General features: G+C 65.2%; 15 protein-coding genes, 1 tRNA gene and 2 pseudogenes. 8 read left to right on the top strand and 10 right to left on the bottom strand.

Going from position 1 to position 18986, the window contains the following annotated elements:
- Window positions 1-87: pseudogene (locus tag MBTS_RS02040) on the top strand (IS5/IS1182 family transposase); the annotation flags it as partial.
- Window positions 88-821: 734 nt separating this feature from the next.
- On the opposite strand, the gene MBTS_RS02035 reads toward MBTS_RS02040, so the two are convergent.
- Together MBTS_RS02035 and MBTS_RS02030 are read right to left on the bottom strand one after the other, a co-directional pair.
- Window positions 822-2033 carry an MFS transporter gene (locus MBTS_RS02035; RefSeq protein WP_147829788.1) on the bottom strand — a complete coding sequence of 404 codons (1212 nt, stop codon included), beginning with the start codon at window positions 2031-2033 and terminating at the stop codon, window positions 822-824.
- Window positions 2030-3232 carry an MFS transporter gene (locus tag MBTS_RS02030; RefSeq protein WP_192214979.1) on the bottom strand — a complete coding sequence of 401 codons (1203 nt, stop codon included), beginning with the start codon at window positions 3230-3232 and terminating at the stop codon, window positions 2030-2032. Before MBTS_RS02030 ends, MBTS_RS02035 begins: the two co-directional genes overlap by 4 nt.
- A gap of 832 nt (window positions 3233-4064) precedes the next feature.
- Here MBTS_RS02030 and MBTS_RS02025 point away from each other — a divergent pair.
- The 4 genes and pseudogenes from MBTS_RS02025 to MBTS_RS02010 all read left to right on the top strand — a co-directional run.
- Window positions 4065-5000 (top strand): helix-turn-helix transcriptional regulator, encoded by a 936-nt coding sequence (locus MBTS_RS02025; RefSeq protein WP_147829784.1) that lies wholly within the window; start codon window positions 4065-4067, stop codon window positions 4998-5000.
- Window positions 5001-5150: 150 nt separating this feature from the next.
- Window positions 5151-7346 carry a TonB-dependent receptor gene (locus tag MBTS_RS02020; protein ID WP_192214978.1) on the top strand — a complete coding sequence of 732 codons (2196 nt, stop codon included), beginning with the start codon at window positions 5151-5153 and terminating at the stop codon, window positions 7344-7346.
- 68 nt (window positions 7347-7414) lie between these two features.
- Window positions 7415-7837, top strand: coding sequence for a hypothetical protein (locus MBTS_RS02015; RefSeq protein ID WP_056143830.1), 423 nt, complete (start codon window positions 7415-7417; stop codon window positions 7835-7837).
- 93 nt (window positions 7838-7930) lie between these two features.
- Window positions 7931-8514 (top strand): annotated as a pseudogene (locus MBTS_RS02010) (transposase); the annotation flags it as partial.
- A 432-nt stretch (window positions 8515-8946) separates the two neighbouring features.
- Here the strand turns inward: MBTS_RS02010 and MBTS_RS02005 are convergent.
- The 4 genes from MBTS_RS02005 to MBTS_RS01990 form a co-directional block, all read right to left on the bottom strand.
- Window positions 8947-9036 (bottom strand) — tRNA-Ser (locus MBTS_RS02005).
- Between the two features lie 387 nt (window positions 9037-9423).
- Window positions 9424-10677: a glutamate carboxypeptidase gene (locus tag MBTS_RS02000; RefSeq protein WP_147829745.1), complete on the bottom strand. Its 1254-nt coding sequence runs from the start codon at window positions 10675-10677 to the stop codon at window positions 9424-9426.
- 266 nt (window positions 10678-10943) lie between these two features.
- Window positions 10944-12242, bottom strand: a complete 1299-nt coding sequence (locus MBTS_RS01995) for a sensor histidine kinase (protein ID WP_187273320.1) — start codon at window positions 12240-12242, stop codon at window positions 10944-10946.
- A gap of 13 nt (window positions 12243-12255) precedes the next feature.
- The gene (locus tag MBTS_RS01990; RefSeq protein WP_147829741.1) at window positions 12256-12909 is read right to left on the bottom strand and encodes a response regulator; all 654 of its coding nucleotides are present in this window, start codon (window positions 12907-12909) and stop codon (window positions 12256-12258) included.
- 502 nt (window positions 12910-13411) lie between these two features.
- Between MBTS_RS01990 and MBTS_RS01985 the strand changes: the two genes are divergently transcribed.
- The 3 genes from MBTS_RS01985 (at window position 13412) to MBTS_RS01975 (ending at window position 16328) form a co-directional block, all read left to right on the top strand.
- Window positions 13412-14305, top strand: a complete 894-nt coding sequence (locus tag MBTS_RS01985) for a putative antibiotic biosynthesis monooxygenase (RefSeq protein WP_238254145.1) — start codon at window positions 13412-13414, stop codon at window positions 14303-14305.
- Window positions 14306-14363: 58 nt separating this feature from the next.
- The gene (locus tag MBTS_RS01980) at window positions 14364-14846 is read left to right on the top strand and encodes a nucleoside deaminase (protein ID WP_018043743.1); all 483 of its coding nucleotides are present in this window, start codon (window positions 14364-14366) and stop codon (window positions 14844-14846) included.
- Between the two features lie 87 nt (window positions 14847-14933).
- Window positions 14934-16328: an FAD-binding oxidoreductase gene (locus MBTS_RS01975; protein ID WP_192214977.1), complete on the top strand. Its 1395-nt coding sequence runs from the start codon at window positions 14934-14936 to the stop codon at window positions 16326-16328.
- Between the two features lie 217 nt (window positions 16329-16545).
- Here the strand turns inward: MBTS_RS01975 and MBTS_RS01970 are convergent, their stop codons facing one another.
- From MBTS_RS01970 to MBTS_RS01955, 4 genes are all read right to left on the bottom strand, one after another.
- Window positions 16546-16692, bottom strand: a complete 147-nt coding sequence (locus MBTS_RS01970; RefSeq protein WP_156629521.1) for a LysM peptidoglycan-binding domain-containing protein — start codon at window positions 16690-16692, stop codon at window positions 16546-16548.
- 25 nt (window positions 16693-16717) lie between these two features.
- The gene (locus tag MBTS_RS01965; protein ID WP_210322617.1) at window positions 16718-16993 is read right to left on the bottom strand and encodes a hypothetical protein; all 276 of its coding nucleotides are present in this window, start codon (window positions 16991-16993) and stop codon (window positions 16718-16720) included.
- Between the two features lie 78 nt (window positions 16994-17071).
- Window positions 17072-18205 (bottom strand): coiled-coil domain-containing protein, encoded by a 1134-nt coding sequence (locus tag MBTS_RS01960; RefSeq protein ID WP_192214976.1) that lies wholly within the window; start codon window positions 18203-18205, stop codon window positions 17072-17074.
- A gap of 102 nt (window positions 18206-18307) precedes the next feature.
- Window positions 18308-18808: a YidB family protein gene (locus tag MBTS_RS01955; RefSeq protein ID WP_192214975.1), complete on the bottom strand. Its 501-nt coding sequence runs from the start codon at window positions 18806-18808 to the stop codon at window positions 18308-18310.
- Window positions 18809-18986: the final 178 nt, after the last annotated feature.

The raw sequence follows: 18986 nt of genomic DNA, 5'->3' as shown, positions 1-18986 counted from the left end.
CGAGAACGCCGGAGCGACATCTACGAGGCCTTCACGAGCCTCGCGGCCAGCCTCATCACCCTCAACCAGATCAAACGGTTCTGTTAGGCGCTCTAAGTCCAGACGTTCGGCCTGCGAACTCGAAACTTGCAGAGGTGGAGCCAGTAGATCCTGTGCTAGGGCCGACTGATCCCACGAGACCCAGGCTTGAGTTGCAAATAGAACCGCGACTGTACGCGTGTACGAGAATGTCGCTTGCCGCATATTTGCACCCTTGCACCTTCCCGCCTGCAACTGAATGAGCAAAGACGGGGTAGAATTAAAAATCTGCTTTATCAGAGATGCAGAATACCTCTCCTTTATAATTGTCCGTAACTTGGTTTAAAAACGCTTAATGACGATGAGATATCTGCTTAAAGTTCGAACTTGTCTCATATTTTCAGTTTATGTATTTACGAATATAACAAAATGACATGAGTAATTGCGAAAAATATCATACAAAGCCCTTCGATAGTAAAATCATCACAAAGTAATGCTGTTTCGGGAAATTTATCGCAGAATACGGGATCGATAACGCTGGAAAGAACGAGCTGGTCTATCGCATGGCGATGAGGATGGCCGCGAATCTTATGGAGGCCTTTTATGCCAATCGGCGATGAGGGGGACTCACGGGGTCTGTTCGGCGGAGCCGTTGTGATTCGATAAGGCGGACCGGGCGGGTTTGGACCGCGCCGGGTTTTCCGGAGGCCCCGACGCTTGCGAGGATGGAGCCATGAGGCCGAACCCCTCGATGATCTCGCGGAGGACGGTCTCGGGCGCATACCGGTCGATGCCGGCGTCGATCATGGTCGGCCCCCTTCCACGGCAGGGGGGGCGGATCTGGTGGTGGACGCGACCAGAGCCGAGGTCGCGACGCCCAGAGCCGCCACCAGGAAGACCGCGGGCCAGCCGAGAGCGGCGACGGCCAGGCCGCTCAGGACGCCGCCGGCGATTCCGGCCAAGGTCCAGCCCGACTGGACAATGGCGTAGTCCGTCGCCGCCTGATCGGAGGCGCATGTCCGCATCGCGAGGGCGCACAGGGCGGAGTAGAGGATCGCATAGGCTGCGTAGCACGCCGCGACGAAGGCGGAGGCTATCAGTCCCGTAGCCGGGAAGGCCGTGCCCGCTGCCGCAGCCAAGGAAAGCAGCAAGGCCAGGCCGGTACCGCTTACGGCGAGCGTCGCACTCGAACCGAGTGTCCGGCCCAGGAACCCGGCGAATGCCGCTCCAACGATTCCCGCCAATCCCCCTGCCACTCCGAAAGCGACGCCGATGCTGGCGAGGGGAAGGCCGATGGCCACGAGAAGCAGGCGAAATCCACTGATGCCGAGACCGAGCGCAACTCCCAGAGCGATGCTCGACACGACGAGACGCAGTCCATTGGGACGTCGCGTCAGTGCGGAGAGCTTCGGCCAGGGCCGGTGGAGACGATCGTCGCCACTCGGCTCACAGTCTCGAGCGAAGCCGAGGGGTGCAAGCAGCGCAAGCGCTGCCAGAACCAGTATGGCATTCGTCCATCCCAGCCGTTCGTAGATCGCCAGGATGGCGGTCGAACCGATCAGCATGCCGCCATACACTCCGCCGGCCTTGAGCGGTCCACGCAAGGCGCGTTCGGCATCGTCGCGGGCCGTCTCGACGAGGAAGCCGTCCAGGGCGACATCCATGGTCGCTGCCGCCACCCCCATGGGCAGCAGGAGCAGCATCGCCGTATGGGGTTCCAGAGCGGCGCAGATCAGCAGCGCCGCGACGACGATCCCTTGGCAGACGAGGATCCAGCCTCGCCGGCGGCCGAACCGCTCCGAACCGTAGCGATCCACGAGGGGAGCCCATAACGCGGACAGGCCGAAGGGCAGGAACAGCAGCGTGGCGAAGCCGACGAGGGTGAGCGGGACACCTTCGCGTTGCAGGATCGCGGGCAGCGCGGTCTGGATGAAGCCCAGCACCGCGCCGAAGGCCACGTAGAGCGGTAGCACCGCAAACGTCGCTCTGCCGAGGGAGATCGGGCGCGTGATCATCCGATCCTCCGGGCGACGGGAGCGAGGCGATCCGATGCGACCGCGGCCAGGAGGCCGATGCTGAGGCCGATGGCCATGAGGAAGGGGAGACGCGGCTCGACGTAATAGAGGGAGGTGCCGAGGATCGGCCCCACCACGAATCCGAGAGCCATGGCGGCGGAGACCAGTCCGGCGGCGGCGCCTTGCTCAGCCTGCCCGACCGCCAGGGAGGCCGTGGTCTGCAGACCCGGCATGATGACGCCGTAGCCGACGCCCAAGGCGATGCAGCCAGCGACGATGAGGGCGAGGTTCTGTGCCAAGCCGAGGGCGACGAAACCCGTCAGTAGTCCCGCCGCCCCAAGTCTCAGCATCGTACGCGGCGTCGGCGAGAGCTGTCTGACGATGAGGATCTGGCTCGCCAGGGCGGCCAACGCGAAACCGGCCAGGGCGAAGCCGACCTGTCGCGTCGCAGCCGCAGAATCGAGGCCGAGCAGGTCCTGGACGTAGAAGGACAGGGTCTGCTGGGTCATGGCGATCGTGACGAAGGCGAGCGCGGCAAGGAGCAGGGTCGGCCATAGCCGCGGATCGCTGGGTTTCACCGCGGCCTTGGCTGCCTTCGTCTCGGGTCCCATCGGTGATTCGACCCACACCAGGGTCGCGATCGCCGCGAGGCCTGCCAGACCGGCGGTGGCAAAGAGCGGTGTCAGCAATCCCCAGCCGACGAGACCGGCTCCGATCACCGGGCCGAGGATGGTTCCGAAGACAAAGCCTGCGCCGACCAGTGCCATGCCGGAGGCACGCCCCGCCTCGTCCGTTGCGGCCGCGACGATCGCCGACGCGGAGGGTTGGATGGCCGCGGCGACCAGCGCGTAGAGAACCCGACTCGCGAGCATCAGTCCGAAGACCACGTAGACCGAGATGTCGCCGATGAGGCCAAGATGCAGCACATAGGCGAAGAGCGCGGTCGTGACGGCGTAGCCGGCCAGGCCCAGTGTCAGCGTGCGCGTTCGTCCCCAGCGGTCGGCGGCACGCCCCCAGAACGGTGAGACGACCACGACGACAAGCGCCGAGACCGTGACGACGAGACCGACATCGACGACGTCGAGGCCGATATCGCGGGCGACAGGGCCGAGCATCGCGAACAGCACGGTCTGGCCGGTCCCGAACACGATCAATCCGAACAGGATGGTGGCCAGCGTCTGACGGGACAACGAAGTCATGCGGCGATCTCCTGGGTCGCGATGGCGCGAAGACGAATGATGGTGTGACGCGGAGCAGACCTTCATCGGGCCATTCGTGCGCGCGTCCCGGCCATGGCGGGGCGCTCGACCCGCAGGCTGAAAACGGCCGACAATGAGGAGACCTCATCGTCGGCCGCGCGCGCGACTGCGCGGCGGCGGGCGTCCGCCGAACGTGCTGAGGACGACCATCGGTCGGGATCAGCGCCGCTTGGTATTATGTGGCGAAGAGGGAGAGGCGGTCCTCGCCGATGCGGACACGCATCTCCGGACGCTCGATGCCGAGTCCTTCGCGCGGAGCGAGACACGGCCCGGCCGCCGTGCAGGAAACAGCGCATTCGATCATGACATAAGGGAAGAGCTTACCCGAATTCTTGTTATGAAAATGTGATCTCACCCGGCGGACAAAAGCATAATCTGGAATTGTTCCAGTAATGCACATGACTGCCCCGCACTTCCGAAGCCTGGACGGCAGATCCTATGCATCATTGCGACGGCCGTTGCGCGAAGGATCGCATTTGCGATTCGTCAAAAGATCTTTGCTGCGATCGTCCAAACTGGAAGAATTTCGATCTCGCCCTGCAGTCTCAGGCCGCCTCATAAGCGGTCGGTTGAGGGGCTGCCACAACACAGCGTGGGGTCAAAAATTCTTGTTTCCGGCAAGGCGCGCTGCTAGCACGGCGATTGACTGAGTTTCGGCGCGATAGAACATCGTCATTGTAATAGTTCTACATCGTAAAGACTGTTCACGCTTTCAAGTGCACGGGAGCTGTTGCGTATCTTGGAGCGCGGTCGGCATGGAAGGCGGAATGGCATGGAGTGTCGCTGCGACGCCATCTGCGATTGGGAGAATCCGGATACGGCGGTCCACCCACCGGAGACGCTCAGCGGAAAATCGGCGAAGTACGATGTCGTCTTCAAGGAGGATGGCGTCACCCTGCTCTCCACGAACTTCCAATCGGTCGAGCCGATTTTCGTCGAGGCGCAGACCTTTCCTTGCGTCTGCATGAGCATCGTCCTCGATGGGCGCGCCGAGGGGCAGACGGCTGGGTTCGATGCCGGTTTTTCACCGAACGAGGTATGGGTCGCGACCTCGAACGCGCGCATGCACATCCAGAAAGTGATCATGCCGGACCTCCCGGTCCGGACCGTCGAACTCATCGTCCTGCCGGAATGGTTCGAGCGGAACGAGCAGCGCTTTCTGAAGGACCCGCCTTTCATGCGGATGTGGGCGGCCTTGAACGGCCCGACATCGGTCCGGCGCCGCCCCCTCGATGCGCGCCTGAAACGCATCGCCTGGGCGGTCCACCATCCGCCGCGGACCGACGGCCTCATCGCGTTGCACTACCAGAGCCGGGCTCTCGATCTCCTGAGCGCCCTGGCGGACGAGTTCGACCACGTCGATCCCAAACCGAAGGCGCCTTCCCTCAGCGCCCAATCGATCGAACGCATTATGGCGGTACGCCAGTGGATCGACGGCAACCCGAGCGGCACGACCTCGATCGTGTCCCTGGCGAGTGAGTTCGGCATGAGCCCGAGCAAGCTCCGGCAGGATTTCTGCGTCGCTTTCGGGGTCTGCATCGGCAGCTACATCTCCGACCGCCGGCTCAACTACGGGCGGGAGCTCATCCAGACCATGGGCCTCACCGTGTCGGAGGCGGCCTATCGGGCCGGCTATGCGCATCCGGCGAACTTCGCGACGGCGTTCAAGCGCCGATTCGGCCATCCCCCGAGCGCGGCGCGCAGCTGAGACCGAATCCCGAACTCGTCGCCCGACCACCCTTCGCGGCGGCGCCAAGCCTTCGCATAGGCCTTTTGTCAAACGGCAAACGGGATACCGGTAACCTTGGCCGTTGTCGTTTGAGAGACTGGCACCCGGTTCTTCCCTCCGAGTGTCATCATGGTCGTCCGCGGCAGCCTTGCCCTCATTCTTGCGTCCGCCGCATCCCCGGCTCTCGCCCAACAGGTCGCGGCACCGGCGGGCCCCGTGACCCTCGATGAACTCAGCGTGACGGCGCAACACCGGCCGGAGCGGGCCGGTGACGTGCCGATCAGCCTCGGTCTGCGAACAGCGGCCGATCTCGACCGTCATGAGATCCGCCGCGCCGATCAGGCGATCAACGAAATTCCGAATGCCCAGATGGGGACGCTGAGCGGCAGCCTCTACACCAACTTCACCGCCATTCGCGGCATCGGCTCCGGCCTCATCGACACCGACCCGGCGGTCGGCTTTTACAAGGACGGCGTGTCCGTCGGGAATTCTCAGGGCTATTCGGGTGGGCTGCTCGACGTCGACCGCGTCGAGGTCTTGCGGGGCCCGCAGGGAACTCTCTACGGCCGCAACAACCTCGCAGGAGCGATCAACGTCATCTCCAGCTTGCCCGATCCCGCACGGGTGTTCGGCGAAGTCGGGATCGAGTACGGCCGCTTCAACCAGTTGCGCGGCTTCGGCATCGTCAACATGCCGATCGCCAACTCGGGCTGGGCTGTCCGCGGCGCGCTATCGGGCAGCCGGAACGACGGATACACGCCCAATCTCGCCACGCACCGCGATCTGAATTCGCTTGAAGACCTTCACGGGCGCTTCAGCGTGAAGGGGGACATCACCGACACGCTCGAATTCATCGGCAGCGTCGAGAGCCAGAGTCAGCGCAGCTACGACGCGGCTTTCCAGCGGGATCAGGATTTCCGCGCCGGCCGCGCTCGTGTCGATATCCTCGACCCCTTCAACGGCACACTCAACACGACGACGGCCCGCACCCAATTCACCCTCAAGCGCGAGAACGGCGACCGGATCGTCTCGATCACAGGCTTCCAGGACAGAAACAACGAGTATCGCGGTAACACCTTTCCCCGCGGCTACTTCGCGCCGCTGGAGGCGCAGTATCAAGCCTTCGGAATCGCCGGATTTCGCTACCGCACCGACAACCCGTTCCGCGGCAGCTACCAGCAGTTCTCGCAGGAATACCGATACATCTCCGATTCCGACGACCGGTTCAAATGGCTGGCCGGCGCCTATGTGGAGCACAGCAAGGGCTCGAGCACCTACGGCCTCAAGAGCACGTTCTCACCCGGTGGCTTCCTCACGGGCGACAGCGTGAGCCTGGCGTCGAAAGCCGACATCGCGACGACCGCCGTCGCGGGCTTCGTCGACGGGTCCTATGCCCTGACCGAACGTCTCAAGCTCTTCGCCGGCGCCCGGGTCGGACATGACTGGAAGGACATCGATTATCGCTTCAGCGTCGACAACCCGTCCTTCGCAGCCCTCGGATTCACCGCCGCCTTCGCGTCCTCGTTCCGCAATACCCTGTCGGAGGCCTACGTGACCCCGCGGGCGGGACTCCAATTCGCGCTGAATCCGGAGGTGAACATCTATGCGAGCGTCAGCCGGGGCTACAAATCCGGCGGATTCAATTCGGCATTCGTCAGTGTGGGTGACGACCGACCATACAAGTCCGAGTCTTTGATGACGTACGAGGCCGGATGGAAGGCGCAGCTTCTCGACAACCGGCTTTCCATCGACGGAGCCGTCTTCTTCAACGATTGGAGCGACCAGCAGGTCCAGGTCAACAACATCGCGACCCAGTCGACCCCGATCCAGAATGCCCTCAGCAGCCAATCCTATGGTGCCGAGGCCGAGGGCCGGTTCCGTATCGACGAGCATTGGTCGGTCCGCGCCAGCGTGGGCTACGTCGATGCGACCTACGAAGATTTCAAGAATGCCATCGCCACCGGACGCTCGGTCGCGATCGACGCAAGCGGCAACCAGCAGCAATACGTTTCGAAATATAACGGCTCCATCGGCGGAAGCTATGCATGGAAGACAGGTTACGACAAGCTGATCGGGACCATCGATGTATGGTACAATGCAAAATCGGGTTTCTACTTCGATGCGGAAAATACGCTGCGGCAACCGGGATACGGTTTGCTCAATGCGCGCATCTCGTTCGAGAACGAGCGTTATGCGCTGAGCCTGTTCGGCACGAATCTGACCGACACGCGCTATCGCAGCATTGCTCTCGACGTCGGCTTCGGTCCTTTGGTCGCCATCGCTCCCCCTCTCATGGTTGGCGGTTCGGTTCGGCTCAAATTCTGACACCGGGATAGGCCCAGGCAGCCAATGCGACGCGCCGCCGAGACATCGTATTCTGACGGGAAAACGGAATGACCGAAGGACGACGCTCCTCCGTGCCGACCGAAGACGATCTGGGTCAAAGCTTCGATGCGCCGCCGGTCGTCGTGCTCGACCTGCCGCCACCGGGCACCCCCGACCGGCTGCGCTCGCAGCATGATGCGCTCGACCGTCTCATCCAAGACAAGAGGGCGTTCGCGATCGTCACGACCGCCTCAGGCGGAGACGAGACCGCGGAGGAACGCGCGGCCCAGGCCGCATGGCTCAAGGTGCATCTCCATGAGTTTGCCCAGGTCTGCCGCGCGTACTTCATCGTTGAACCCGATGTTTCACGGCGTGCTGTGCTTCGACAGCAAGCAGACAAGCTCTCGAAGGCGTTTCCAATCCCGATGTATTTCGCAGAGTCGAAGGACCATGCCGTTGCTCAAGCATATAAATTCATGACAAGCCGGTGAGCGCGAATTGTACTCCATCGACGTATATTGGCCTGCCACCTGAAAAGTGGTCCTCCCTGAAGTATGGCTTCGCACCGTGTGGAGGATGTCATCATGGGGCGGAGGAATCATACGGCTGAAGAAATTGTCGCTAAGAGTGCCTCACAAAATTCCCGACCACGGTCGGTTCTCGCTCCGCGCACGACAGCGCAGCGGGAGTTTTTTGAGAGACACTCAGCTGCGCCAGGTCGATGTCTTGGTCTCGCAAGGCCGCAAGGTCGCTGAAGCAATTCGGTCCAGCGAGGTGACGGACGCCACGTATTATCGCTGGCGCTCCGAGTACGGCGGCCTGAAAGGGCGATCAGGTCAGGCGGCTGAAGTCCCTGGAGACCGAGAACCAACGACTTCGTCGGGCAATCGCCGACCTGACCCTGGAGACGCTCATTCTCACGGAGGCGGCTTCGGGACCCAAAGGGCAGCGCCAGCAAAACTTCTGAGCCCGGCTCGCCGCCAGGCTTGTGTCGACTACGTCGTTGCCGAGCGCGGCGTGTCGGAACGCTTCGCCTGCCGTGTCCTGGGCCGGCATCGTTCGACGCAGCGCAGGACTGCCGTCGCGGTCGAGGTCGCACCGACGACCGCCATCGTCGCCCTCGCTCTGGCAGTATGAACGCTACGGCTACCGTCGGATCACGGCCTTACAACAGCATCCGTCCGCACTCCTCGCTCGGATACCAGCCACCTGCGCCGGAGGTCGTCATCTGGCCAACGGAACCGAGCGGATCAGCGCCGCTCGCTCACCCCGCCATCGTCACGCGACCGACGATGCCCTAACTTCGAACTTCGGCCACCGCATGGGGGCAGGCCACATTGGCGCGATCCGCCTGGACGCACCGAAAGGTAGAGATTGCCACCGTCGCTGTGCAAGCCGAGGGGTCGCGTCGCGATCTGCTTGGCAGTCAACTTGTTGATGGTGGGCACGGTCCGGCCCCTGCACGACAGTGCCCAAGCACGACGTGTGCCCTTGGCAGTCCTGGCGCACCCCGATGCGACCACGTCAGTGCGGAATATGGTGTCAGCTCAACGGGTTCGACAACCCGGAAAACCACGGACGACCTTGCAGCTCTGATATCTGGCGGAAGGGGTGGGATTCGAACCCACGGTGGAGTTGCCCCCACGGCGGTTTTCAAGACCGCTGCCTTAAACCACTCGGCCACCCTTCCAAGCTGGTGCAAAGGCTGAATAATTTGCCTTTGCCGATGCTTGGGTTTCTCGCCCTTGCTACCGGATCGCGACCCGATCGTCCGGCCGCCTTGTCTATGGCGGCACGCAGGGCAGCGTCAACCTTCGCGGCCACACACAAGGCAGCGGGTCCGGGGTTAACGGAAAGCGATCATGAGCGCCTCACACCACGCCCGGTCACCGTCGGTTCTCGCTCACGGCAGACGGGGAAGCGGGAGTTGTGTGAGAGACACTCGGCGAACGGCGGAGGTGGGCGTCGCGCCCTCTGTCGGCAGCCAAGCAGGCTCTTCGATGTGTCACGGGCGTCTATATCAGAACCGGGACCATGTCGGCGATACCTGCTCGGGACGACGCCCTGGCCGGGCCGATCAACGGCCCGTGTCCTGCGCCGCCTCCATCACGAGGCGGGTCGCGAGGTAGAGCCGCGGCGTGATGCTGGCGAGGACCGCGAACTCATCGGTGCTGTGATAGTGGCCGCCGACGATGCCGAGCGACTCGAGGATGGCGGGTTTTGCCGGGCTGTCGGGCTGGAAGGCGTAGCCCGCATCGGTGCCGCCGCCGATCTCGGCCAGCGCGAGGTCCGCCCCCAGTTCGGCGTAGATCGCCTTCGCGCGGTCGCCGAGCGACGTCGATGCCGGATTGCGCGGCAGCGGCGGACGGCCCCTGGCGAGATCGAAGGTCACCTGCGTGTCGGGAACGCGATGCGCACCGACGATCCTGCGGGCCTCCGTCAGGATGCGGTCGTATTCGGTCGGCACGAAGTAGCGCATGTCGCCCTCCGCCTTGGCGGTCTCGGGGATGATGTTCGGCTTGGTGCCCCCCTGGATCATGGTCCAATGCAGGCTGGTCCCCTTGCTCGGGTCACCGAGGTCCTGCAGTTGAAGGATCTGGTGGGCGAGTTCGACCACCGCGTTGCGCCCGGCTTCCGGCGCGCCCCCGGCATGGGACGCGCGTCCCTTCACCGTCAGGCTCGCGTAGTTGATGCCCTTGGTCGCCACCGTGACGGCATCGACGCCGGCCTCGGCGAAGGAAGGCTCGAAGGACAGGACCACATCCTGTTCGCGGGCGATCCTGGCGATCTCGTCGCGTGACCCGCGCGAGCCGCGCTCCTCGTCCGGATTGAACACCACCGTGAGGGTGCCGTAGCCGTCGAACCGCAATGTCTCCAACGCGCTGAGGACATGCAGGATCATCGCCACGCCGCCCTTGGCATCGGCAACGCCCGGTCCGTAGGCGCGGCCGTCGCGCTCGGTATAGGGGCGCTTGGCCGCGTCGCCCGTGCCGAACACGGTGTCGTAATGCACCAGGAGCAGGATCTTGCGCGTGCCCGTGCCGGATCGCGTGCCGATGAGGGTGTTGCCGCCGAAGGCGGGGGCGGTCCGGGTGCTCACGGTCAGCCCCGACGCTTCGAGGCGCTTCGTCAGGACCGCTTCGACCTTGGAAAGGCCGGGCACATCGCCGGTTCCGGTGTCGACGTCGACGAGCCCCTTCAGGGTCTCGCGATACGGGCCATTCTGGGCCTCGGCCGCTTCCAGAACGGCCTTGTCCGGCGCGGACAGGGCCGGAAGCGGCGCCAGGGCCGCGAGCAGCGTGAGGGCGAGCGAGGAGGCGATCGTACGCATGGAGATCCTGTTCGTCGGCGGCCGACGCGGCACGTCATGCCGCACGCGCCGGGTCCGCGTTCCTCGGGGATGGCGTATCATTGCTCGCAAAACGCCGACGCATCAATTCGATGGGCAGGATCGATCCGCTCGCCCTCGATGGGGAACTGCGCAGGTTCAGCAAAAGTGGTCACCGGTTTTGCGTCCCAAAACCTGCGACGCTTCAAAAGGCCGAAGCGGGGTGAAGCATTGGCGTGCCAATGCGAACCTGCGGAGCATCGGGCGCTCTACGTCTCGGTCCCGCCCGCGGACAGCGTCACTACAAAAACCGCGCCCCCATCCGTCGCGGGCTCACAGCGCACCGCGGCCCCCATGCGGTCGGCGAGGGTCGCGACGATGAACAGGCCCATGCCCGTGCTCGGCGCCCCTTCGGAGCGTGCCCCGGCGGCCTGATGGAATTTCTTGAACAGGAGAGCGTACCCGGCCGGATCGATGCCCGGTCCGCGATCCCGGACCTCGATCGCCACGGACCCGCCATCCCGTGCGGCGCCGATCGTCAGGATGCCGCCCGTCGGGCTGAACCGAACGCCGTTGCTGAGGAGATTGTCGAGGATTTGCGAGAGGGCGCCCGAATCGAGGGTGGCGATCAACGGCCGGTCCGGCAGATCCACCTCGATCCGGACGTCGGCCGATTGGGCGAGGGGCTGGATCCGGTCGACGGCGGCGAGCACATGCCTGCGCACATCCTCGTTCGCGAGGCGCGCGAGCGGCCGATGCTCGGCGGCGTGCGCGTCGAGCAGACGCGTGGCGAGACCCAGCATCGCGTCGATGCTCGCCTTCGCCTCTCGCAGCACCACGAGCGGCAGTTCCGGCTCCCGCGGAGCGCGCCGGACGGCGAGGTCGAACAGGTTGCGCAGGCCGTAGAGGGGACTGCGCAGGTCATGCGCGGTGATCGCCATCAGGGTGTCGAGTTCGCTGTTCCTTTCCGTCAGCCGATCGTTCTGGAGACGGATCGTCCGCTTCTGCTCGTAATCGCTGCGCCGTCCGGAATGGATCAGCGCCGCGGCCACGACGGCGATCACCGAGACGATGGCGGCATTGACGATGGCGACGACCTGCTCGGCGGGAAAGGTCGCCGTGGCGAGCACGATCCAGCAATAGCTCACCAGCAGCGGGATCAGGGCCAGCGCGAAAGCCAGGGGCGGCAGCACGAACAGCAGGGTCAGGGACAGGAGCATCATCGGATATCCGCTGGTCAGCCGTCCCTTGGCGCCCATCGCGGCGATCGCCCCTTGGGTGTCGAGCAGGGTCAGGACCAGAAAGACCGCGACGAAGCCGCGCCGGAGCCACGGTCCGCCGCCGCGCCGCAACGCCAGCGAGGCGAGGAGGAAGGCGAACGCCAGCACGATTTCCACGACGATCTGAACGGTCCTGAGTCCGGTGGCGAACTCGATCGCCTTGGTGAACAGCCCCAGCATGCAGGCGATCTCGACCCGTCGGATATTGACGAGGGTCAGCACCTCTCCGAACGTCATGCCGGCCTGTTCGGCAGGGGTCACATCCCAGCGGGCCAGCCAGCTCTTCATGACGGACTGTCCTTCATGACGGATCGAGACGCCCCGCGACGTGATCCGCCGCATGGCGTTCGAGCATCCTGACGCTGTCCAGCCCGAGCTTGATCTTCAGGCGCTCCCTATAGGTGCCGACCGTCTTCACGCTCAATCCCAATTCCTTGGCCAGCGATTGCAGCGTCGCACCGCTGCCGATCAGCCGGAGCACCTGCAGTTCGCGGCCGGACAGGTCGCCGATCTCCGTCCGACGGTCGCGTCGCCGCGCGAGATCGCCCATCAACAGCTGCTGCACCGGCTCGCTGACATGGATGGCGCCCGCCATCACCCGGTCGAGGGCCACGGCGACGGTTTCGAGCGGCTCGGATTTGGCGACATAGCCATGCGCGCCGGCATAGATCACATGCGGACCCCAGACCGTCTCGTCGCGGCTGGAATAGACGACGATCCTGGCGGCCGGCAGCATGGCGCGCAGATCCTCGATCAGCGCGAGGCCGTCGCCGTCTCCCATGATCAGGTCGGTGATGATGACGTCGGGCTGCAGCCGCTCGGCCTCGATGCAGGCCGCCTGCGCCGATCGGGCTTCTCCGCACACGTCGAAACGGCCGTCGCCACGCAGCAGCAGCTTCAGGCCCGCCAGCACGATCGGGTGGTCGTCGACGATCAGCAGCCGAAAGAAGGACATGTCTACCCCGAGCGAGCCGGCCAACCAGGGTAGTGTTCCATAAAATCCGTGCCGCTGCTGTCGGTCATCGACCTACAGCAGCCTCCGGCAAATGCCCATCGCTCGCGATCATGAACAGCGAGCCTTCGAACAGGGATCGAGACGCTGAGGACAGCCGGACAAGGCGGCATGGATTGCAGACCAGCCGTTTACCATCACGGCGATCATGCTCGTCTCGCCAATAAATCAGAACCGACGCGGCGTAGTCCGTTTACAGTTCTGGGCGTAGCTGACGATGTGCCTTCGAAAGAGGCGTGAGGATCGAAGTCTTGTAGGTCATCGACCTACAGGGCGGCCTCATGGGTGGCGTATTCTGGAAGCTGCCAATGGAAGGGCTTCGTCGACGATGTTCGAAACGGGTGCGATCGATGTCCCGAATGCAGGCGAAGCTCCGGGCTCCCGCCGGGATTCGTCGCGTTCGATAAAAGTCGGGGCGACGAAAGCCGTCGCGACGAAGCTCACCGTGCCGCCCGGCATGGAGGCGCGCTTCGCCGCGTGGCAGGCCGAGTTCACGCGGGTCGTCTCGGCCTCTCACGACTTCGTCAGCCTGGAGATCATCCCCGCCTTCTCCGGCTCGTCCGAATGGCAGATCATCCAACGGTTCCGCTCGCCCGAAGCGTTGACCCGATGGATCGAGGACGAGGCGCGCACCGCCCTCCTCGGCGACCTCGCGGCCCTGGAGGGCGACGGCAAGACGTCCCGTGCCGACGAGGCGGCACCGGATTACCATTCGACGACCACCGTCACGGAGGTCATCACGACCATCGTGAAGGCGGGGCAGGAGGAGGCGTTCCGGCGTTGGGCCGAGCGCATCCAGCAGGTCCAGGCCCGCTTTCCCGGATACATGGGCACCCTCGTCCAGGCGCCCCTGTCGTCGGACGTCCCCTACTGGACCACGCTGGTGCGCTTCGAAGGCCCGGCCTTCCTCGATGCCTGGCTGCAATCGGCGGAGAGGAAGGCCATCCTGGCCGAATCGACGCCTCAGGTCTCGACCTGGCAGAGCCACCGGATGAGCAATCCGTTCGCCGGGTGGTTCGCCAACGAGCAGCGTCTCGCTCCGCCTCCGGCCTGGAAGCAGACCTGCCTCGTCCTGCTCGTCCTGTTTCCCGTCGTCATGCTGGAAATCCGCTTCCTCAGCCCTCTGCTGAACGGGTTGCCCCTGGCCGCCTCCACCTTCATCGGCAATGCCATCAGCGTCTCGCTGGTGTCGTGGCCCCTGATGGCGGTCGCGATCTTCGGCCTGGGCTGGTGGCTGAAACCGGATCCGCAGAAGCGCTGGCGTACGGAATCACTGGGCGTGACGATTCTGGCCGTCCTCTACGGGCTCGAAATGTTCTTGTTCTCCCACCTGTTTTAACAATTCATCGACACCCGTGACAGCATCAGCTGACCACACCTAACGAGAAAGACTGGAAATGGCTCACGACCACACTGATTTCATGGCTCGGGCAATCGCCTTGTCGGAGAAGACCTCACTGGTCGAGAGCGCCGGCGGCGTCTTCGGCTGCGTCATCGTTCAGGACGGCGAGATCATCGCCGAGGGCGCCAACCGCGTCGTCGCGGAAAACGATCCGACCTGGCACGGCGAGATCGAGGCCATCCGCAAGGCCTGCAAGTCGCAAGGGACGTTCAAGCTCCGCGACGCGACGCTCTACACCAGCGCCGAGCCCTGCCCGATGTGTATGGCGGCAGCCTACTGGGCCGGCATCAAGCGCGTGTACTACGCCGCCCAGGTCGAAGACGCATTGGAATACGGCGGCTTCGACGACAGCATGATCTATGCCGAGCTCAAGAAGGATGTCTCCGAGCGTTCCATTCCGACAACGCAGATCATGCGCACGGAAGCCGTCGAGGTCTGGAAGAAGTATGCCCAGAAGGCGGACCGGGTTCCTTACTGAACCGACGGCTCGGATTCCACCTGAAGCAAGATCTCCCGCCCGGATCGTTGTCGTCCGGGCGGTCCCTCCGTCCTACTGCGTGACGCCATGAACATCGACGGTCTGAGGGATGCCTGCAAAGGCGAGGTCTTCACTGCGGGTGATCCGCAATTCCTCGAGGCGATTCACGGGAATCTCTGGAACAGGCTGATCCCGGATCGCGCCCCCGAGGCGATCGTGAAGGCCTTGGACGAGGACGACGTCGTCGCGGCCGTGCGGTTCGCCCGCGCGAGCGGACTGAAGGTCGTCGTGCGCGGAGGCGGCCACAACTGGTGCCAGCCGAGCCTGCGTCACGGCGGCATCCTGATCGATCTCTCGCAACTCACGCAGATCGTCTCCGTCGATGCCGATAACCTGAAGGCGGTGATTCAGCCGATCGTCAGCAACCGTGACATCCAGAAAGCGCTGAATCCCCTCGGGCTGGCCTTCCCGACCGGCCATTGCCCTCAGGTGAAAGCCAGCGGCTATCTGCTCGGCGGCGGCATGGCCTGGAACCCCACCGTCTGGGGCTCCGGAGCGGAGAGCGTCGAGGCCATCGAACTCGTCACCGCCCAGGGCGACCTGATCACGGCGAGCGCGACGCAGAACACGGACTTCTTCTGGGCCGCCCGAGGGGCGGGGTCCGGATTCTTCGGCGTCGTGACGAAGTACCATCTCAAGCTTCATCCGCTGCCGAAAGCCATGCATGGCAGCACCTCTTACTATCGCCTCGCGGACGCTCCGGCGATCGGGACCTGGCTCGGCAAGCTGGCCCCCGGCATTTCCCCTGCGGTCGAGTTGAGCCTGTTCGTCGTGCAGGCTCCGCCGGAGTTGAGAGAAGAGGCCGCCGCCGAGAACGGCTGGCTCTGCATGGTGACGGCCACGGCGTTCGAAGACACGCCGGACGCCGCGAGGACCGCATTGCAGGTGCTGGAGCGCTCTCCGATCACACCCCTTTCATCGTCCTTCGCGACACCGCTCACCTTCGAGCAGCTCTTCGACGCGTCGGGATCCTTCTGGCCGGAAGGCGCCCGCTCGCGCGTGGAAGCGACCTATTCCGATCACAGTCCGGGAGAGCTGGTCCAGGCCATCCTGCCCCTGCTGCCCGATGCGCCGTCCGCGACCTCCGTCTTCCTGCTGACCATCTTCTGCGGCCCGGATGTCCCGGCCGCGCAGAAGGACATGGCCTATTCCGTCTCCGCCAAGGTCTATGGCGGCCCCTGGACCATGTGGTGGAAGGCCGAGGACGACGCCGCCAACACCGAGTGGCATCGCCGGATCACGACGACGCTGCGCCCCTACAATACGGGTTACTATATCGGCGAGACGAATACGGTCGAGCAGCCCGCGAACGTCCCACAGGCCTTCACGCCCGAGAAATGGGAGCGATTGTGTGCGCTGAGACGCAAGCACGATCCGGAAGGCGTGTTTTTCGATTATTTCGACGCACTCGGCGACGAATGAAGCACGTCGCTCGAGACGCCCGAACCGTCCTCCCCCGCGGCCCGACCTTCACAAGGGCCGACCGCCGAGGTCACCGACACTCTCGTTCCGTCAGTGCGGCTATGAGCTCGCCAGCATGCTCGTCGATTGAAGGACGACGATGACGAGCGTGACGACGGCCGCGGCGGCCAGGACATAGGTGACGGTCTTGGTGAACGTGGTCATGGGTGCTTCCTCCTCAGCCGCGCTTCTCGTCCCGCACGGCATCGTCGACGTCTTCGCTCGGCAGCACGGAAACCTGGCCGGGACAGATCGGGTCCGGGTCGCGGCTCTCGTCTTGGTTGGCGTCGCCGACCGCGGTGTACCGGCCGCCGGCCAAGCGCATCCACCTGCCTTCCTCATCCCGTGAGTCAGTCGTCGGCCTCGCCGGAGGATCCGCCGCGGGAGCGTTCGTAGGCGGCGATGGCCCGTGAACATCCCTCCGACAGATTCGGGCGATTGCGCTTGAAGCAGGCCTTCACCTCGGGGCCACCCGGTTTCATGCCGGCGCACAGGCGAAGGTAATCGCCCCCGCAATTCGCCCGGAGGGTCTCCAGCTCGGGCCCCTCCTGCGCCACGGATGGCCGGGAGACAGGCGGGGCTCCCACGAGAGCGAGTGCCGTGAGGGCGAGGATACGGAGTTTCATCGCGAGATCTTTGCGTGCGGTGGGGCCGGATGGGCGACCCACGCGAGCGAGCGGCCGCCCGCGTGGGTCGAAATCGCCTCAGCGAGCCGGCTGGCTCGGCGCGGGGGCAGGCGGGGCGGCGAGTTGCTGGCGGATTTCCGCGAGCTTCGCCTGGGCGGTGCTCAGGTCCTGCCGGGCGGAAGCCAGACGCTCGTCGAGGGAAGCGGCCTCCTTGTTGCGGGTGGCCAGGGTCTCGGTGAGCGCGGCCAGCTCTCCCTGCGCGTCGGTCTGGCGCTTGCGGAGGGCATCGAGGGCGCTGGCGCCGGCATCGCGGTCGGCGGAGAGCGTCTGCAAGGCCTGCTCGGCCTGACCACGCTCGGAGACGACGCGGTCACGCTGTGCCTGGGCCTCGGCGAGTTCCTTGCGGACGTTCGCCAGGGCGTCGCGGGCCTGCTGGGCGTCGCGGTTGGCGAGGTCGATCTCGGACGTGAGCTTGTCCTTGCCGACGGTCAACGCGGCGACGGCCTGATCGGTGTCCGTGCGCTGCCGGGTGGCCTGCTCGGTTGCGGCCCGCGCGTCGGCCAGCTCCTTCTGAGCAGCGGCGGCGGCCTCGCGGGCGTTCTGCTGCCGCTCCTCGGCCTTGGCGAGGTCTGCGGTCTTGGCCGTCGCCTCCTGGGTCATGGTCGCGAGATCGGCACGAAGCTTGGCCTCCTGCACCCGGGCGTCCTCGAGGCGGCGTCCCACCTCGGCGAGATCCCGGGCACGGTCGACGGCGGATGTCTCCGCACCGGTGATGGCCTCCTGCAGGGGCGCCAGTTTCCCCTCGGCCTGCGCGACCTGGCTCTGCAACTCGGTGAGCTTCCGGGTCTCGGCCTCGGCCACCTTCCTCGCCTCGGCCGTCTTGGTCTCGGCCGCCTGCTGCTCCTGGGTCAGGGTCGCGGCACGGGACTTCGCCTGCTCGGCGGCCTGGCTCGCCTGTTGGTCCTGCTGCTGGGCGGTGGCGATCTTGGCCTGGAGGGCGGTTAGGGTGCCGGCGGTCGAGACCTGCCGCTCGAGGTCGGCGCGGAGCGCCGTCTGCTGGGTCTGCAGGTCCTCGATGCGGTGGTCCCGGGCGCTGCGCTGGCGCGCGCCCGCGATGGAGGCGACGATGAGCCAGACCAGCAGGATTGCGGCCACGACCGCGAGGCTGAAGGGCAAGGGGCGGCGCAGTTCCGAGCGGTAGTCGATGGCCATGGGGGTCTCGCGAGCGTCGGGGGAAGGCTGTGGATCGAACCCCGGCGCGGGCTCGCCCGGAATCGTGTGGGGCCGGCGCCCGGTGGCACCGGCCGCGTGTCGTCAGGCCGGCCTGCGGCTGTCGGCAGCGTAGCGGTCGATGGCCGAGGGCAGTTCGCGGGAGAGGCGGGACAGGAGCGCGGCGCGGCTCAGGCCGGTCTGCTGGGTGAGATGGTCGAGGGTGTCCGGGCCGATGGCGCGTTCGAGGTCCGCCTCTGGAATATCGCGGTTGGCGCCCTGGTTGATCCAGGAATTCGCCGTCTCGCCATGGCCGCCCTTGGTGAAGTGGTCGACCAGCTCGCTCAGGCCGCTGGCGATCAGCCCACCCACGCCGGCGGTGCCGAGGCCGCCCAGAAGGCCGCCGAGGTTGCCGAAACCACCCGTGGCTCCGGTGTTCGATCCGGTGCTCGGGATCGGCGGGACGGTGCCATGGTTCGGGCTCAGGGAGGGGGTCGACGGGGCGTCGTGGCCCTTCAGAAGCTCGGCGAGCTTGTCGCGGTTCTGGTAGCCGGCCACGGCCAGCAGGCCCAGCAGCGCGGTCATCGAGGGGTAACCCTTGCTCATCGGTCGTCCTTGTGGGTGGGAAGGTGGAGGAGTTGACCGCCGCGTGGGCAACGGCGAGGTCTGACCCGGCATGGGAGCCGGGCCAGGGCGACGGCCGTCATGCGATGACCGGATGGCGGTCCTGGACGGCAGGTCGGCGTGGGACGGTCAGCGGTGGCGGATCACCGCTTGCCGGTGA

The organism is Methylobacterium bullatum, assembly GCF_014845095.1.
GTDB lineage: Bacteria > Pseudomonadota > Alphaproteobacteria > Rhizobiales > Beijerinckiaceae > Methylobacterium > Methylobacterium bullatum.
Note: the sequence above shows the minus strand (reverse complement) of the source record. Positions and strands in the feature narration are given on the sequence as shown.

What these genes read in the sequence shown, in the direction of transcription:
- MBTS_RS02035 (WP_147829788.1), bottom strand. Translation starts at nt 2,033, where the DNA reads ATGATCACGCGCCCGATCTCCCTCGGCAGAGCGACGTTTGCGGTGCTA.
- MBTS_RS02030 (WP_192214979.1), bottom strand. Translation starts at nt 3,232, where the DNA reads ATGACTTCGTTGTCCCGTCAGACGCTGGCCACCATCCTGTTCGGATTG.
- MBTS_RS02025 (WP_147829784.1), top strand. Translation starts at nt 4,065, where the DNA reads ATGGAGTGTCGCTGCGACGCCATCTGCGATTGGGAGAATCCGGATACG.
- MBTS_RS02020 (WP_192214978.1), top strand. Translation starts at nt 5,151, where the DNA reads ATGGTCGTCCGCGGCAGCCTTGCCCTCATTCTTGCGTCCGCCGCATCC.
- MBTS_RS02015 (WP_056143830.1), top strand. Translation starts at nt 7,415, where the DNA reads ATGACCGAAGGACGACGCTCCTCCGTGCCGACCGAAGACGATCTGGGT.
- MBTS_RS02000 (WP_147829745.1), bottom strand. Translation starts at nt 10,677, where the DNA reads ATGCGTACGATCGCCTCCTCGCTCGCCCTCACGCTGCTCGCGGCCCTG.
- MBTS_RS01995 (WP_187273320.1), bottom strand. Translation starts at nt 12,242, where the DNA reads ATGAAGAGCTGGCTGGCCCGCTGGGATGTGACCCCTGCCGAACAGGCC.
- MBTS_RS01990 (WP_147829741.1), bottom strand. Translation starts at nt 12,909, where the DNA reads ATGTCCTTCTTTCGGCTGCTGATCGTCGACGACCACCCGATCGTGCTG.
- MBTS_RS01980 (WP_018043743.1), top strand. Translation starts at nt 14,364, where the DNA reads ATGGCTCACGACCACACTGATTTCATGGCTCGGGCAATCGCCTTGTCG.
- MBTS_RS01975 (WP_192214977.1), top strand. Translation starts at nt 14,934, where the DNA reads ATGAACATCGACGGTCTGAGGGATGCCTGCAAAGGCGAGGTCTTCACT.
- MBTS_RS01970 (WP_156629521.1), bottom strand. Translation starts at nt 16,692, where the DNA reads ATGCGCTTGGCCGGCGGCCGGTACACCGCGGTCGGCGACGCCAACCAA.
- MBTS_RS01965 (WP_210322617.1), bottom strand. Translation starts at nt 16,993, where the DNA reads ATGAAACTCCGTATCCTCGCCCTCACGGCACTCGCTCTCGTGGGAGCC.
- MBTS_RS01960 (WP_192214976.1), bottom strand. Translation starts at nt 18,205, where the DNA reads ATGGCCATCGACTACCGCTCGGAACTGCGCCGCCCCTTGCCCTTCAGC.
- MBTS_RS01955 (WP_192214975.1), bottom strand. Translation starts at nt 18,808, where the DNA reads ATGAGCAAGGGTTACCCCTCGATGACCGCGCTGCTGGGCCTGCTGGCC.